This window comes from Microbacterium sp. NPDC077391, assembly GCF_040686955.1.
Classification (GTDB): domain Bacteria; phylum Actinomycetota; class Actinomycetes; order Actinomycetales; family Microbacteriaceae; genus Microbacterium; species Microbacterium commune.
This window is the reverse complement of record NZ_JBFBMI010000002.1, coordinates 501,459-516,797: the sequence shown is the minus strand read 5'-3', so window position 1 is coordinate 516,797 and position 15,339 is coordinate 501,459. Positions and strand designations below refer to the sequence as shown.

Below are 15,339 nucleotides of genomic sequence, written 5' to 3'. Positions count from 1 at the left end.
TCAGACCGCCTGCGCGAATCCGAGGTCGGCGCCCTCGGCGATGTGCGCGAGATGCGGCGGGATCTCGCGGCCCTTCGAGATCATCGACTGGGCCCACAGGCGTCCGGCGCGATACGACGAGCGCACCAGGGGACCAGCCAGAACGCCGAGGAACCCGATGCGCTCGGCCTCGGCCTTGAACTCGACGAACTCGTCCGGCTTCACCCAGCGGGCGACCGGCAGGTGGCGGGGTGTCGGGCGGAGGTACTGCGTGATGGTGATGATGTCGCATCCCGCATCGCGGAGGTCCGGCAGCGCCTGCACGACCTCCTCCGGCTCCTCGCCCATGCCGAGGATGAGATTCGACTTCGTGATCAGACCCGCGTCGTGCCCCTGCGTGATCACGCTCAGCGAGCGCTCGTACGTGAAGGCGGGCCGGATGCGCTTGAAGATGCGCGGAACCGTCTCGACGTTGTGCGCGAACACCTCCGGCCGGGCGTCGAAGATCTGCCCGAGGAAGGCGGGGTCGGCGTTGTGCTCGTTCGCGAGCAGCTCGACCCCGGTGTTCGGGTTCAGCGTGTGGATCTGCCGCACGGTCTCGGCGTTCAGCCATGCGCCCGTGTCGGGCAGGTCGTCGCGGGCGACGCTCGTCACCGTCGCGTAGCGCAGGCCCATCCGCTGCACGCTCTCGGCGACCCGCCGGGGCTCGTCGGTGTCGTAGGCGTCCGGCTTGCCGGTGTCGATCTGGCAGAAGTCGCAGCGGCGCGTGCACTGGGATCCGCCGATGAGGAACGTCGCCTCGCGGTCCTCCCAGCACTCGAAGATGTTCGGACAGCCCGCCTCCTGGCAGACCGTGTGCAGGTCCTCGCTCTTGACCAGCGACTGCAGCGCGGTGTACTCCGGGCCCATCTTCGCCTTGGTCCTGATCCACTCGGGCTTGCGCTCGATCGGGGTCTCGGCGTTGCGCACTTCCAGACGCAGCAGCCTGCGCCCGTCGGGGTGGGCGGCGCTCATGCGGCGACTCCTTCCTGGGCGGTCGCGTACTCGGCGGCGAAGGCGTCGGCGACGGCCCGCGCGATGTCGGTCGGCGCGATCCGTCTGCCGGTGACCTCGCTCACGGTCGTGACGCCGGCGTCGGTGATGCCGCAGGGGATGATCCCGCGGAAGCCGGCCAGGGTGTTGTCGCAGTTGATCGCGAATCCGTGCATGGTCACGCCCTGCTGCACGCGCACGCCGATCGCGGCGACCTTGTCCTCGCCGAGCGGGCGACGCACCCACACGCCGCTGCGACCGTCGACCTGATAGCCGTCCACCCCCAGCGGCTTCAGGATGCCGATCAGCAGCCGCTCGAGGCGACGCACGTGGGCGACCACATCGATCGGCTCGTGAAGACGGACGATCGGGTAGCCGACGAGCTGGCCGGGGCCGTGCCAGGTGATCTTCCCGCCGCGGTCGACATCCACCACGGGAGTGCCGTCGTGGGGGCGCTCGTGATCCTCGGTGCGCTTGCCTGCGGTGTAGACGGCCTCGTGCTCGAGCAGCAGCAGCGTGTCGGGCCTCGTGCCGGCGACGACCTCGGCGTGGACGCTGCGCTGCAGATCCCATCCCTCGAGGTAGGGCACGTAGTCGGGTGCGAGACCGGGTGTCTGGATGTCGAGCATCGAAGCTTCTCCCATTGTTGGATGCCGTCCAAGAAACGGTACGGCATTCACCATACGCCCTTCGCGCCGTCGGCGGACACGACGCGCGGCTACGCTGATCGCTATGAGTTCGGCTTCGCGAGCAGGGCGCCCCCGAGCGTCGTCTCGCGAGACCCTCGCGGAGGCCGCGTGCGAGCTGTTCCTCGAGCAGGGGTACGAGGCGACGTCCATCGTCGACATCACCCGTCGCGCCGGTGTGAGCCGATCGAGCTTCTTCAACTACTTCTCGTCGAAGAGCGATGTGATCTGGTCGGGCTTCGACGCCAGGATCGACGCGGCACTGATCGCATTGGCACGTCTGGGGACGGATGCCGACGGCCCGGTCGTTCGAGACGCGCTGCGTCCGATGCTGCACGAGCTGGCACCGGACCCGCTGGCGCTGGCGCTGCGCCACGCGAGTGCGATGGGCGTCGAAGCCGAGCTGATCCGCGACACCGGGCTTCGACACGCCCGGCTCGCGTCCGCGATCGCCGCCGCAGCGCGCAGCGCCGGAATCGAGGTGATCCGAGCCGACATCCTGGGCTCCGCGTTCGCGACGGCGGTGCTCTCCTCCGTGCGGGTGTGGGCCGAGCAGGGTGCGGGTCAGGCATCGCTCGAGGCACGGTTCGAGGATGCGATGCGCGTCGTTCACGACCTTCCCTGGCGCTGATCGGACGACACGCGCCGCTCGCGTAGAATCGGAGGCACCATGGCTACGTTTGGCACGCTCTCCGATCGGCTCACCGAGACCTTCCGCAACCTGCGCACGAAGGGAAAGCTGACACCCGCCGATGTCGACGGCACGGTGCGCGAGATCCGGCGCGCCCTGCTCGACGCCGACGTCGCCCTCGTCGTCGTGAAGGACTTCACCGCGAAGGTTCGTGAGCGCGCCCTGGGTGACGAGGTGAACAAGGCGCTGAACCCCGCGCAGCAGGTCGTCCAGATCGTCAACGAGGAGCTCGTGGCTATCCTCGGCGGTGAGCAGCGCCGTCTGGAGTTCGCCAAGAACCCGCCGACGGTGATCATGCTCGCAGGCCTGCAGGGCTCGGGAAAGACCACGTTCGCCGGCAAGCTCGCCAAGCAGCTCGAGGGCGAGGGGCACACGCCGCTGCTCGTCGCCGCCGACCTGCAGCGTCCCAACGCCGTGAACCAGCTGCAGGTCGTCGCCGAGCGTGCAGGCGCGACGATCTTCGCGCCCGAACCGGGCAACGGCGTCGGCGACCCTGTTCGCGTCTCGAAGGACGGCGTCGACTATGCGCGCCGCCACCAGCACGACGTGGTCATCATCGACACCGCCGGACGCCTCGGCGTCGACGCCGAGCTGATGAAGCAGGCATCCGACATCCGCAAGGCGACCAGTCCGGACGAGGTGCTGTTCGTCATCGACGCCATGATCGGACAGGACGCGGTCAACACCGCGAAGGCGTTCCAGGACGGCGTCGACTTCACCGGCGTCGTGCTGTCGAAGCTCGACGGCGACGCGCGCGGTGGCGCCGCGCTGTCGGTGGCGTCGGTCACCGGCCGCCCGATCATCTTCGCCTCGACGGGGGAGAACCTCGAGGATCTCGAGCCCTTCCACCCCGACCGCATGGCGAGCCGTATCCTCGACCTCGGTGACATCCTCACCCTCATCGAGCAGGCCCAGCAGGCCTTCGATGAGGAAGAGGCCATGAAGATGGCCGAGAAGCTCGCCAACGAGGCGTTCACCCTCGAGGACTTCCTCGAGCAGCTTCAGCAGATGAAGAAGATGGGCTCGATGAAGAAGATGCTCGGCATGCTGCCGGGCATGGGGCAGATGAAGCAGCAGCTCGAGGACTTCGACGAGCGCGAGATCGACCGCACCGAGGCCATCATCCGCTCGATGACGCCCGGAGAGCGCCGCAACCCGAAGATCCTCAACGGCTCGCGCCGGCTGCGCATCGCCAAGGGCTCCGGCATGACCGTCACGGACGTGAATCAGCTCGTGCAGCGCTTCGAGCAGGCGGCCAAGATGATGAAGACCGTCGCCCGCGGCGGCACCCCCAACATCCCCGGCATGGGTCCCATGGGCAAGCCCGGCGCGTCGAGCAAGCGGGGCAAGAAGGGCGCGAAGGCCAAGAGCGGTGGCTCGCGCTCCGGCAACCCCGCCAAGCGCGCCGCGGAGAACGCGGGACGGGCGACCTCCAACGCCGCACCGACCGGAACCGGTTTCGGGCTCGGCGGGCAGAAGGCGCCCAGCGAGGCCGACCTCGCAGAGATCCAGAAGCTGTTCGGCAAGGGCTGATCGTCCGCGCAGACGGAAGCGGGCCCGGAGATCGCTCTCCGGGCCCGCTTCGTCATTCGCGGATCACCTCACGTCGGCGTCGACCCAGTCCATCGACTTCGAGACGGCCTTGCGCCAGAGGCGCAGCTGACGGTCGCGCTCCTCGGCATCCATGGTCGGCTCCCAGCGCTTGTCCTCCTGCCAGTTCGCGGACAGGTCATCCAGCCCGTTCCAGAAGCCCACGGCGAGCCCCGCCGCGTAGGCGGCACCGAGTGCGGTGGTCTCGGCGACCACGGGGCGCACGACCGGCACACCGAGCACATCGGCCTGGAACTGCATGAGCGCGTCGTTCGCGACCATGCCGCCGTCGACCTTGAGCTCGGAGAGATCGACTCCGGCATCCGCGTTCACCGCGTCGAGCACGTCGCGCGTCTGGAACGCGACCGCCTCGAGCGCCGCGCGCGCGATGTGGTTCTTGTTGGAGTACCGCGTCAGGCCCACGATCGCGCCGCGCGCGTCCGGACGCCAGTACGGCGCGAACAGTCCCGAGAACGCCGGCACGATGTACACGCCGCCGTTGTCGTCCACCTGACGGGCGAGATCCTCCACCTCGGGTGCCGAGCCGATGATCCCGAGCTGGTCGCGCAGCCACTGGATCAGCGATCCGGTGACCGCGATCGACCCCTCCAGCGCATAGTGCGTGGGACCGTCGCCCAGCTTGTATCCGACCGTGGTGAGCAGACCGTTCTTGGAGTGCACGACCTCTTCACCCGTGTTGAAGATCAGGAAGCAGCCCGTGCCGTAGGTGTTCTTGCTCTCGCCCTTGTCGAACGCGGCCTGTCCGAACGTGGCGGCCTGCTGGTCGCCCAGGATGCCGGCGATCGGGGTCTCGCGCAGCAGCGAGGAGTCCTCTGCGGTGCCGTACACCTCCGACGACGAGCGGATCTCCGGCATCATCGAGCGCGGCACACCGAAGGCCTCGAGGATGTCGTCCCGCCACTCCAGGGTCTCCAGGTCCATGAACATGGTGCGCGACGCGTTGGTGACGTCCGTCGCGTGCACGCCTCCGTCGACGCCGCCGGTGAGGTTCCAGAGAACCCAGCAGTCGGTCGTGCCGAACATCAGGTCGCCGGCCTCCGCCTTCTCGCGTGCGCCCTCGACGTTCTCCAGGATCCAGGCGATCTTCGTTCCCGAGAAGTAGGTGGCCAGCGGCAGACCGACGACCGGCTTGAACCGCTCCACACCACCGTCGGCCGCGAGTCGGTCGACGATCTCCTGCGTGCGGGTGTCCTGCCAGACGATCGCGTTGTAGATCGGCTTGCCGGTGTTCCTGTCCCACACCACCGCGGTCTCGCGCTGGTTGGTGATGCCGACGGCGGCGATGTCGTGGCGGGTCAGGTCGGCGCGGCTCAGCGCCAGGCCGATGACCTCCTGCACGTTGCGCCAGATCTCCAGCGCGTCGTGCTCGACCCAGCCGGCCTTGGGCAGGATCTGCTCGTGCTCCTTCTGACCGGTAGCGATGATGCTGCCCTTGCGGTCGAAGATGATCGCACGGCTCGACGTGGTGCCCTGATCGATAGCGATGATGTATTCAGCCATGGTGTCTCTCCTTTGAAATCGATACGGGTCAGGCGAGGCTCAGCAGAGCCGGTGCGAGGAGCGCGGCGATCGCCGCGCCGATGAACGGACCGACGACCGGCACCCACGAGTACGACCAGTCGCTCGAGCCCTTGCCCTTGATCGGCAGGATCGCGTGCGCGATACGGGGGCCCAGGTCACGGGCGGGGTTGATGGCGTAGCCGGTCGGACCACCGAGGGAGGCGCCGATGCCGACCACGAGCAGCGCGACGGGCAGCGCGGTGAGCGGGCCGAGGCCGCCGGGGGTGCCGACCTGGATGTCGCCGTAATCGGCGAACGCGAAGATGACGAACATCAGCACGAAGGTGCCGATGATCTCGGTGACCAGGTTCCAGCCGTAGGAACGGATCGCGGGCCCGGTCGAGAACACGCCGAGCTTGTTCGCCGCCTCCGGCTCCTCATCGAAGTGCTGCTTGTACGCCAGCCATGCGAGCACCGCGCCGACGATGGCGCCGAGCAGCTCCGCAGCGGTCGCGACGAGGAAGGCGACGAAAGTGATCTTGCCGGCGATCAGCAGACCGAGCCCGACGGCCGGGTTGATGATCGCGCCGGAGTACGCCGACACGAGTACACCCGCGAACACGGCGAGACCCCAGCCCCAGTTGACCATGAGGAATCCACCGGCGAAGCCCTTGTTCTTGGCGAGAGCCACGTTGGCGACGACTCCACATCCGAGCAGGATCAGCATCGCTGTTCCGACGAACTCGGAGAGGAAGTACAACCCGAGATTGACATCAGTCATGTCTTCATTGACCTTTCGTGCTGCGCGCGCTCTCCCCGGCGCGGGCAATGGGTGAATTCATGTCGCGGGGAGGCGACGGTCGGTGCTTCAGCCGTTCTGATGCGACGGAAGAGCGGGAACGTCGAGGCCGTGTCGGTCGTTGAGCAGCGAGCGCGTGTCTTCGAGCTCGGCGATGCGACGTCCGTCATCCCAACCGAGGAGAGGCGCCATCGCATCGGCCAGTTCGACGAGCACCTCGCCGGTGACCTCACCGGTGAACGCCAGACTGGTGCGACGCAGGATGACATCCTGAAGGCGGACGGCGTGTTCGCGCTCGACCATCCACATCAGCTCTCGCGTCGAGAGATCACCGTCGGCGAGCGGCGCGTCGTCGCCTCCGCGGACGAACTGCCAGACGTCAGCCGCGCGGGTGCCGTATCGGGTCAGCAGGCGCTCGGCGCGGTCGCCCGCGCCGGGAAGGTTCTGCTCGATCCAGCTGTGTCTGGCGCGCGCGGTGCGCGGGAAGCCCTGGCCGCCGCCGATCGCCCGGCCGACCGTCGAGACCCGGCGGCCGCGGCCGATCAGCTCGAGCACGACGTCGGAGAGCGACTCGCCGAGGGCGCGGAACGTCGTCCACTTGCCGCCGACAAGACTGACCAGCGGCACCTCGCCGTCGCGGTCGACCTCGACGCGGTAGTCGCGCGATACGAACCCGGGAGCGGTGTCCTCGTGGCGGGGGAGCGGACGGATGCCGGAGAAGGTGTACACGATCTGGTCGCGGGAGACCGGGATCGACGGGAACACGTGGTGGATCAGCTCGAAGAAGTAGTCGATCTCCTCGTCGGTGCACACCGGCACCTCGCGCGGATCGGCGTCGATGTCGGTCGTGCCGACGAGCACGCGGCCCTTGAGCGGGTAGATGAGCACGATGCGGCCGTCGGAGTGCTCGAAGAAGATCTCCCTCCCCGCGGTCGCGTCGAGCAGCTCAGGGTGATCCAGCACGATGTGCGAGCCCTTCGTGCCGCCCATGAAGTGGGTCTGCTCGCCGAGGGCGTCGTTGGTGAGGTCGGTCCACGGACCGGATGCGTTGACCACGACGTCGGCGGACACGGGGAACTCCGTCCCGGTCTCGCGGTCGCGCAGCAGCACGCCGTCGGCTGTGCGTCCGATGGCCTCGACGTAGTTGAGCGCGACAGCACCCGGGTGCGCGGCGCGACCATCCTGCAGCACGTCCAGCGCGAGACGCTCGGGATCGTGCATCGACGCGTCGTAGTACGTGGCGGTGTACTTGATCTTCGGGTCCAGCGACGGCAGCTCCGCCAGCGAGCGCTTGCGTCCGAGGAATCGGTGGCGGGGGACGACCCCGCCATCGCGAGAGAACGTGTCGTAGATCGTGAGCCCGACCTTGATCAGGAAGGCGCCGCGCTCCTGCGGCTTTCCGCTGCGGTGCGTGAGGAAGCGCAGCGGGGCGGAGAGGATGCCGGAGAAGGTCGAATAGATCGGGATGGTCGTCTGCAGCGGCTTGACGTAGTGCGGCGCGATCTTGAGCAGACCGTTGCGCTCCTGGACGGATTCCCGCACGAGGCGGAATTCGCCGTTCTCGAGATAGCGGATGCCGCCGTGGATCATGTGGCTCGAAGCTGCCGAGGCCCCGGACGCGAAGTCGCCGCGTTCGACGAGAAGCACGTCCACGCCCTGGAGGGCGAGATCGCGGAACGTGGAGATGCCGTTGATCCCCGCACCGATGATGAGAACCGTGGTGCGTCCCGACTCGCGGACGGCTTCGACCTGCTGGCGTTCACGTGATGAGTGCGTCGACTCGATCATCTTCGACCTTCCTCTTCTCTGGATGTTCTCAGCATCGACCCGAAGAGCGCCACGTGCAACCCGGATGCACATATGTGCAAGAATCGGCGCGGAGGACGACATGACCACAGACGCCGCACGCGACCGGAAGCTGATCGCGGCGCTGACCGCGGCTCAGCTGTATTACATGCAGGATCAGACGATGGAGGTCATCGCTCGCGAGCTCGGCACCTCCCGATCATCGGTGTCCCGTCTGCTCAGCTTCGCCCGCGAGGTCGGCCTCGTCGACATCCGGATCCATTCGCCGCTGGAGCGGCTGGGAATGCTCGAGCAGCGACTCAACGATCGGCACGGCATCACCGCTCACATCGCCCCGATCCCGGAGCGGGTCAGCGAGGTCGAGCGACTGGAGCGCGTCGCGCTCACCGCCGGGCGCCTGCTGTCGCAGTTCATCGACTCGAACATGGTCGCGGGGGTCGCCTGGGGCTCCACGATCAGCGCCGTCAGTCGGGCGCTGATCCCCAAGGAGACCCACGGGACGACCTTCGTGCAGCTCAACGGCGCAGGCAACACGCAGACGAGCGGTCTGGAGTACTCCAGCGACATCCTGCAGCGCTTCGGTCACGCCTTCGGCGCCCAGGTCGAGCAGTTCCCCGTCCCCGCGTTCTTCGACAGTCCCGACACCCGAGAGGCGATGTGGCGCGAGCGCAGCACCCGGCGGGTGCTCGCCTTCCAGGCCAAGATGGACATCGCCGTGTTCGGTCTGGGCTCTCCCGAGGCGGATGTTCCCAGCCGCGTATACGTCGGCGGCTATCTCGGCCGCGACGACTACCGGAGCCTGAAGGAGGATGCCGTCATCGGCGACGTCGCGACGGTGTTCTTCCGCGCAGACGGGACCTGGCGCGATGTGCGCCTCAATGCACGTTCTACCGGCCCCGGACTCGACCGGCTGAGGCGTGTGCCGCGCCGCGTGTGCGTCGTCTCGGGCGCGGCGAAGCTCGGCTCGCTCAAGGCCGCGATCGGAGCGGGACTCATCACGGACGTCGTCCTCGATGACGCGCTGGCTCGCAGGCTGCTCGACAGCGACTGATCCATCAGGACCGCCGCTCCGATGGCGGAGCGCGCGGCGCCTCAGACGAGGACCGAGCGGTCGGGCCCCGCTCGGAACTCCCGGATGAGATGCCGAACGACCTGGCGCAGGTCGCCGCCCGCCGCGTCGGCCGCCGCGAGCTGGCGCGAATAGCTCGCCCCCTGCTCGACGATCGTGCGCACACCCTGCAGCTCCTGCGTGCAGCGCAGATCGGCGGCGATCGGCATCAGATCCTCGACGACGGCGGTGATGTGCTCGCGCACCGGCACCTGCGATCCGGCGCGATCGACGATCACCCTGGCATCCAGGCCGTATCGAGCCGCCCGCCACTTGTTCTCCCGATGGAACCAGGGCTGAAGCGTCGGCAGAGGGCTGCCCTCATCGAGCTCGCGGGAGAAGAACTCCACGAGCGTCTGGGTGAGTGCGGCGACGGAAGCCAGTTCGCTCAACGTCGACATGCCGTCGCACGCGCGGACCTCGATCGTGCCCCACTTCGGTGCGGGCCGGACATCCCACCGGATCTCGGACGGATCCTCCATCACCCCCGTGCGGGTCATGTCGTCGACGAAGGTCTCGAACTCCTGCCAGCTCGATATCGACCAGGGGAGCCCGGCGGTGGGCAGCTGCTGGAACACGAGCGCCCGGTTCGACGCGTAGCCCGTCCGCTCGCCGGCCCAGTACGGGCTCGAGGCGGAGAGCGCCTGAAGGTGGGGGAGGAATCCCGCCAGCGCGCCCATGATCGGCAGGACCTTCGCCCGGTCGTCGACACCGACATGCACATGGATGCCCCAGATCATCATGTTCCGACCCCACCACTGGGTGCGCTCGATGAGCTTGCGATAGCGGTTCTTGTCGGTCACGCGCTGATCGAACCACTGGGCGAAGGGATGGCTGCCGGCCGACAGCAGCTCTATCCCGGCAGGATCGGTCGATCGGCGCACCGCCGCGATGGCGGCGGCGACATCGTCGACCGCGTCGGCTACCGTGGCGCCGACGCCGCTGGTCACCTCGATGGTGTTCGTGAGCAGCTCGCCGGTGACGGTGTGGCGTTCCGGGGCGCTCTGCCGTTCGAGAAGGGTGAGCAGCTCGGGTGCGCGGCCGACGAGATCTCCGGTGGTGGGGTCTGCGAGCATGACCTCCCACTCCAGCCCCACTGTCGAACGAGCGGAGGAGGCGAATTCGATCGGCACGCGCACAGTCTGACACGCACGGCCGACTCGCTGCGCGCACCGTGTCGTGTCGTTTCGCGGACGGCGGCCGGATCTGGCAGAATAGAGGGTCGGACGGCTGCTCGACCCTCTATCCAGCATTCGTCACCCCGTACAGAGCTTCCGCCGGATGTGCACCCCACTCTCCAGGCGACCGGTTCATCTTTCTTTCCACACCATTCAGGAGAATCGTGGCTGTCAAGATCCGTCTCAAGCGCATGGGCAAGATCCGTGCACCGCACTACCGCATCGTCGTCGCCGACTCGCGCACCAAGCGCGACGGTCGCGTGATCGAGGAGATCGGCAAGTACCACCCCACCGAGCACCCCTCGTTCATCGAGGTCGACTCGGAGCGCGCGCAGTACTGGCTGTCCGTCGGCGCTCAGCCGACCGAGCAGGTCGCGGCGCTGCTGAAGCTCACCGGCGACTGGGGCAAGTTCAAGGGCGACAAGGACGCGAAGTCCACGGTTCAGGTCGCCGAGCCGAAGGCGCCGTTCGAGATCGACTCCGCCAAGAAGTCGGTCATCAAGCCCAAGGCCGAGAAGAAGGCCGAGGAGGCCCCGGCCGACGCTCCCGCCGACGCGGAGGCCGCTGAGGCTCCCGCCGCCGACGCAGAGTAATCCGCTGTGCTCGCCGCCGCGCTCGAACACGTCGTCAAGGGGATCGTCGATCACCCCGACGATGTCCGCATCACCGCATCCGCGTCGCCCCGTGGCGACCTCCTCGAGGTGCACGTGCACCCGGATGACCGTGGTCGCGTGATCGGGCGCGGCGGCCGCACCGCCAAGGCGCTGCGCACCCTCATCTCCGCCCTCGCCGACGGACGTCGCGTCCGCGTCGACGTCGCGGACGACTGACGTGGCCGCCGAGAAGAATCAGCTCCGCGTCGGCCGGCTGCTCAAGGCGCACGGCCTCAAGGGCGCGTTGAAGCTCGAGCTGTACACCGACAATCCGGAGCGCCGCTTCGTCCCGGGCGCCGAGTTCACGCTGCAGGTGCCTGAGGCATCCAGCTGGCACGGCAAGACCGTCACGATCCGCGAGTACCGGGTGATGAACGGCAACTCCGTCGTGTTCCTCGACGGCGTCGACGACCGCGATGCGGCGGAGTCGCTCGTCCGCGCCATCCTCTGGATGGATGAGGACGACGAGGTCGAGGACGACGCGTGGTACGCGCACCAGCTCGTCGGTCTCGACGTGCTGCGTGACGACGTCGTCGTCGGTCGCGTCGCGAGGGTCGAGCATCTGCCGGCGCAGGATCTCCTGATCGTGAAGACCGAGTCGGGCGAGGTGATGGTGCCGTTCGTCGAAGCCATCGTTCCCACCGTCGACGTCGCCGCCGGCCGTGTCACCGTCACGCCGCCCGCCGGGCTCTTCGAGGAGCTTCCGGCAGCGGATTCGGGTGACGACGCGCCATCTGAGTGAGCGACGGCCTCCGCGGATGAGAATCGACGTCGTATCGATCTTCCCGTCGTATTTCGACGGTCTCGCTCTCTCGCTTCTCGGCAAGGCGCGTGACTCCGGCATCCTGGATCTGCTCATCCACGATCTGCGCGACTCGACGTCCGACAGGCACCGCACCGTCGACGACACCCCGTACGGCGGTGGCGCCGGCATGGTGATGAAGCCCGAGCCCTGGGGGCTCGCACTCGATCAGCTCGCGGCGACGGAGGCATCCGACCGGCCGACCATCATCTTCCCGTCCCCCGCCGGCGAGGTCTTCACGCAGGCGACCGCGCGCGATCTCGCCACCCGCGAGCATCTGATCTTCGGCTGCGGGCGCTACGAGGGGATCGACGAGCGCGTCTTCGAGTACGCCGCCGAGCTCGGCGAGGTGCGCCTGATCAGCCTCGGCGACTACGTGCTGAACGGGGGAGAGGTCGCCGTGATGGCGATGGTGGAGGCGATCGGGCGACTCATCCCCGGCGTCGTCGGCAACCCGGAGAGCCTGGTCGAGGAGTCGCACGAGGACGGACTGCTGGAGTATCCCTCCTACACGAAGCCGTCGGTGTGGCGAGACCGCGAGGTGCCGCCGATCCTGCTCAGCGGCAACCACGGTGCGATCGCGGCCTGGCGCCGTGAGCAGCAGATCGAGCGCACCCGCGCGCGTCGTCCGGACCTGCTCTCCGACTGAGCTCGCGGCCGGTCAGCGCCCGGAGCGCACCGGCAGCTCGCCGGTGCGCGTGTCGCTCGGCTCCGGCGATGCGCCGTGCCGCTTCTTCGCCCGCAGGGAGCGGATGCGGACGACCGCGAACACGACGGCCGTCACCGCGACGACCACGATGACGACGTTCTGCACCACATCCACGTACTGCTCGACGATGTGCCAGCCCGAGCCGAGGAACCAGCCGCAGAGGATGAACGCGGTGTTCCAGATCAGGCTGCCGAGCGTGGTCAGCGCGCCGAAGCGCCACAGCGGCATGCGTGCCACGCCGGCCGGGATCGAGATGAGGCTGCGGAAGATCGGCACGAACCGACCGAAGAAGACGGCCTTCCCGCCGTGACGGTGGAACCAGGCCACCGTGCGGTCGACGTCGGAGACGTCGATGAGCGGAAGACGATCGGCGATGCGTCGCAGTCGACTCAGGCCCAGCCACGCTCCCAGACCGTACAGGGCGAGAGCTCCCACGAGCGATCCCGCGGTCGTCCACGCCACGGCCTCCCACAGTCCGAAGGCGCCGTCGTGGGCGGCGATCCCCGCCATCGGGAGGATCGCCTCGCTCGGCAGCGGCGGAAACAGATTCTCGAGGGCGATCGCGACGCCGGCCCCGATCGGACCGATGATGTCCATCAGGCTGATCACCGCATCGATGAGTGAGCCCAGCCAGGAGGTGTCGGTCGTGGAGGTCGTCATCGTGCGGCGCATCCCTCGGGGTCGTCGGGTGGGGTCGCACGCGAGTCTAGGCAGGACGCATGCGAGAGTTCTGGGAAGGCTCGCGGCGTGCCCGCGGTCGCGCGGCGAGCCGAGCGGGCCGGCTGCGCCGATGTCGTGCGATCAGTCGACGCCGAGGAAGCTGCGGTCCGTCAGCACGATCGGGCCGTCCTTCGTGACGGCCACGGTGTGCTCGGAGTGCGAGCCGCGTGACCCGTCGGCGCTGCGCAGCGTCCAGCCGTCGTCGTCCGTGACGAGCTCGTCGGTCGTCGCGAGGAACCACGGCTCGAGCGCGAAGACGAGACCCTCTCGCAGCGGGAATCCGCGCCCGGCGCGGCCGTCGTTCGGCACGTGCGGGTCGCCGTGCATGATGCGGCCGACGCCGTGGCCGCCGAAGTCGGTGTTGATCGAGTAGCCCTCGCCGTGCGCGACCGCGGCGATGGATGCCGAGATGTCGCCGATCCGGTTGCCGACGACGGCGGCGGCGATGGCGGCGTCCAGAGCGCGCTCGGTGGTGTCGATGAGCCGCAGATCCTCGTCGCGGGGGGAGCCGACCACGAACGACACGGCCGAGTCGGCCACCCAGCCGTCGAGGGACACCGCGAAGTCGAGTGAGACGAGGTCGCCGTCGCGCAGGGTGTAGTCGTGCGGGAGTCCGTGCAGCACCGCGTCGTTCACCGAGGTGCAGATCACCTTCCCGAACGGACCGCGACCGAAAGAGGGCGCGTAGTCGATGTAGCAGGACTCGGCGCCGGCGCGGCGGATCAGATCGTGTGCTCTGGCGTCGATGGCGAGCAGGTTCGTCCCCACCTTCGTCTCATCGCGCAGGGTCGCCAGGGTCTCGGCGACGAAGCTGCCGGCGGCGCGCATCTCGTCGATCTCGGCGGGGGTGCGCAGTTCGATCATGGAGGTTCCTCTCGTCAGCATCCATTCTCCCCGATGCGCACCTCGGCGATGCCCACAGCGAACACTCGCCCGCACAGGCGGGTGCGCACGTAGCATCGGAGTATGGACCTGCGACGGCTGTTCTTCCGCTGGCTGCTACCGGCATCGCTCGCCCTTCCCGCGTGGATGCTGGTCGGCTGGGCCATCTTCGGCCAGAGCGGCTGGGCGCTGCTCTGGGTGCTGCTGATGGCGATCCCCGGCGTTCTCGTCACTCAGCTCGTGCTCACGCTGCTGACACGTTCGCGCCCGTCCGTGCGCGCCGAGCGCGCGGTGTCGTGGCTGGACATCGCCGGCTTCGCGGTGTGGCACGTCCTGACCATCCTGGTCGGCTTCTTCATCGAGGGGGCGTTCCCGTGGCTGCTCGCGGCCGCCATCGTCGCCGCGGTCGCCCTGTTCTGGATGCAGATCTGGCAGCTCTGGAACGAGGCGCGCGACGCCGGCGCGCGGCTGCGCGAGACGCTGACGTGGTCGACGATCGCCCCGCAGCAGCGCAGCGACTCGACGCGCAGCGAGCCGAGCGTCGTCATCATCGAGGAGTCTCGTTCGCGAGAGTTCTGACCGGCGCCCCTCGAGTGGCGCGGGGGGCGGGTTCGTGGCAGAATAGCTGTTTGTGCCGTGATCCGGTTCTGCCTCAGGGGAACCCGCGGTCGCCTCGCGCGCCGCTCGGCACACACCCGTTCTCATCCCTTTGAATCATGCATCCGACCTGTGGCGAGTGCAGAGAGAGACGATCATGCAGATCCTCGACGCCGTCGACGCGGCTTCGCTCCGTTCCGACATTCCTGTCTTCCACCCCGGCGACACCGTCAAGGTGCACGTGAACATCACCGAGGGCACGCGCTCGCGTATCCAGGTGTTCCAGGGCGTCGTCATCGGCCGTCAGGGCGATGGCGTGCGCGAGACCTTCACGGTCCGCAAGATCAGCTTCCAGGTGGGCGTCGAGCGCACCTTCCCGGTGCACTCGCCGGTGATCGACCACATCGAGGTCGTCACCCGCGGTGACGTCCGTCGCGCGAAGCTGTACTACCTGCGCAACCTGCGCGGCAAGAAGGCCAAGATCAAGGAGAAGCGCGACAACTGATCCGTCGCATCCTTGCGAAAGAACCCCGGGACACTCGTCCCGGGGTTCTTTCGTTCACTCGCGGGTGTGCGAACCTTGTAC

At 68.2% G+C, this 15,339-nt stretch carries 17 protein-coding genes; 9 read left to right on the top strand and 8 right to left on the bottom strand.

Annotation, left to right across the window (positions count from 1 at the left end; all coding sequences use genetic code 11):
• Together lipA and lipB are read right to left on the bottom strand one after the other, a co-directional pair.
• Window positions 1-993: a lipoyl synthase gene (gene lipA, locus AB0O65_RS07825; protein ID WP_363383946.1), complete on the bottom strand. Its 993-nt coding sequence runs from the start codon at window positions 991-993 to the stop codon at window positions 1-3.
• The gene (gene lipB, locus AB0O65_RS07820; RefSeq protein ID WP_363383944.1) at window positions 990-1,640 is read right to left on the bottom strand and encodes a lipoyl(octanoyl) transferase LipB; all 651 of its coding nucleotides are present in this window, start codon (window positions 1,638-1,640) and stop codon (window positions 990-992) included. The genes lipA and lipB overlap by 4 nt, the downstream gene beginning before the upstream one ends.
• 103 nt (window positions 1,641-1,743) lie before the next feature.
• Here lipB and AB0O65_RS07815 point away from each other — a divergent pair, with 103 nt between their 5' ends.
• Both AB0O65_RS07815 and ffh read left to right on the top strand, forming a co-directional pair.
• Window positions 1,744-2,328: a TetR/AcrR family transcriptional regulator gene (locus AB0O65_RS07815; RefSeq protein ID WP_363383942.1), complete on the top strand. Its 585-nt coding sequence runs from the start codon at window positions 1,744-1,746 to the stop codon at window positions 2,326-2,328.
• Window positions 2,329-2,367: 39 nt separating this feature from the next.
• Window positions 2,368-3,921 carry a signal recognition particle protein gene (ffh, locus tag AB0O65_RS07810; RefSeq protein WP_071644708.1) on the top strand — a complete coding sequence of 518 codons (1,554 nt, stop codon included), beginning with the start codon at window positions 2,368-2,370 and terminating at the stop codon, window positions 3,919-3,921.
• Window positions 3,922-3,984: 63 nt separating this feature from the next.
• Here ffh and glpK read toward each other — a convergent pair whose 3' ends face one another.
• The 3 genes from glpK to AB0O65_RS07795 form a co-directional block, all read right to left on the bottom strand.
• Window positions 3,985-5,499 carry a glycerol kinase GlpK gene (gene glpK / locus AB0O65_RS07805; protein ID WP_313480861.1) on the bottom strand — a complete coding sequence of 505 codons (1,515 nt, stop codon included), beginning with the start codon at window positions 5,497-5,499 and terminating at the stop codon, window positions 3,985-3,987.
• A 28-nt stretch (window positions 5,500-5,527) separates the two neighbouring features.
• Entirely contained in the window at window positions 5,528-6,280 is a 753-nt protein-coding gene (locus AB0O65_RS07800) for an MIP/aquaporin family protein (RefSeq protein WP_071644710.1), read from the bottom strand.
• A gap of 87 nt (window positions 6,281-6,367) precedes the next feature.
• The gene (locus tag AB0O65_RS07795; protein WP_313480863.1) at window positions 6,368-8,086 is read right to left on the bottom strand and encodes a glycerol-3-phosphate dehydrogenase/oxidase; all 1,719 of its coding nucleotides are present in this window, start codon (window positions 8,084-8,086) and stop codon (window positions 6,368-6,370) included.
• Between the two features lie 100 nt (window positions 8,087-8,186).
• Here AB0O65_RS07795 and AB0O65_RS07790 point away from each other — a divergent pair, with 100 nt between their 5' ends.
• Entirely contained in the window at window positions 8,187-9,155 is a 969-nt protein-coding gene (locus AB0O65_RS07790) for a sugar-binding domain-containing protein (protein ID WP_313480865.1), read from the top strand.
• Window positions 9,156-9,196: 41 nt separating this feature from the next.
• On the opposite strand, the gene AB0O65_RS07785 is transcribed toward AB0O65_RS07790, so the two are convergent.
• The gene (locus tag AB0O65_RS07785; protein ID WP_363383938.1) at window positions 9,197-10,345 is read right to left on the bottom strand and encodes a glutamate--cysteine ligase; all 1,149 of its coding nucleotides are present in this window, start codon (window positions 10,343-10,345) and stop codon (window positions 9,197-9,199) included.
• A 209-nt stretch (window positions 10,346-10,554) separates the two neighbouring features.
• Between AB0O65_RS07785 and rpsP the strand changes: the two genes are divergently transcribed.
• The 4 genes from rpsP to trmD are packed head-to-tail and all read left to right on the top strand — an operon-like array spanning window position 10,555 to window position 12,494.
• Window positions 10,555-10,983 carry a 30S ribosomal protein S16 gene (gene rpsP / locus AB0O65_RS07780; protein WP_071644714.1) on the top strand — a complete coding sequence of 143 codons (429 nt, stop codon included), beginning with the start codon at window positions 10,555-10,557 and terminating at the stop codon, window positions 10,981-10,983.
• Between the two features lie 6 nt (window positions 10,984-10,989).
• Entirely contained in the window at window positions 10,990-11,220 is a 231-nt protein-coding gene (locus AB0O65_RS07775) for an RNA-binding protein (RefSeq protein WP_071644715.1), read from the top strand.
• A gap of 1 nt (window position 11,221) precedes the next feature.
• Window positions 11,222-11,785 carry a ribosome maturation factor RimM gene (gene rimM, locus AB0O65_RS07770; RefSeq protein ID WP_071644716.1) on the top strand — a complete coding sequence of 188 codons (564 nt, stop codon included), beginning with the start codon at window positions 11,222-11,224 and terminating at the stop codon, window positions 11,783-11,785.
• Window positions 11,786-11,801: 16 nt separating this feature from the next.
• The gene (gene trmD, locus AB0O65_RS07765; protein WP_313480869.1) at window positions 11,802-12,494 is read left to right on the top strand and encodes a tRNA (guanosine(37)-N1)-methyltransferase TrmD; all 693 of its coding nucleotides are present in this window, start codon (window positions 11,802-11,804) and stop codon (window positions 12,492-12,494) included.
• A gap of 12 nt (window positions 12,495-12,506) precedes the next feature.
• Here the strand turns inward: trmD and AB0O65_RS07760 are convergent, their stop codons facing one another.
• Window positions 12,507-13,214: a DedA family protein gene (locus tag AB0O65_RS07760; RefSeq protein ID WP_313480871.1), complete on the bottom strand. Its 708-nt coding sequence runs from the start codon at window positions 13,212-13,214 to the stop codon at window positions 12,507-12,509.
• A gap of 141 nt (window positions 13,215-13,355) precedes the next feature.
• On the bottom strand, window positions 13,356-14,138 hold the full coding sequence (gene map / locus AB0O65_RS07755; RefSeq protein WP_313480873.1) for a type I methionyl aminopeptidase: 783 nt from the start codon (window positions 14,136-14,138) through the stop codon (window positions 13,356-13,358).
• Between the two features lie 102 nt (window positions 14,139-14,240).
• Between map and AB0O65_RS07750 the strand changes: the two genes are divergently transcribed.
• Window positions 14,241-14,735 (top strand): MFS transporter permease, encoded by a 495-nt coding sequence (locus tag AB0O65_RS07750; protein WP_191711678.1) that lies wholly within the window; start codon window positions 14,241-14,243, stop codon window positions 14,733-14,735.
• Window positions 14,736-14,910: 175 nt separating this feature from the next.
• On the top strand, window positions 14,911-15,258 hold the full coding sequence (rplS, locus tag AB0O65_RS07745; RefSeq protein ID WP_071644740.1) for a 50S ribosomal protein L19: 348 nt from the start codon (window positions 14,911-14,913) through the stop codon (window positions 15,256-15,258).
• Window positions 15,259-15,339 lie beyond the last annotated feature (81 nt).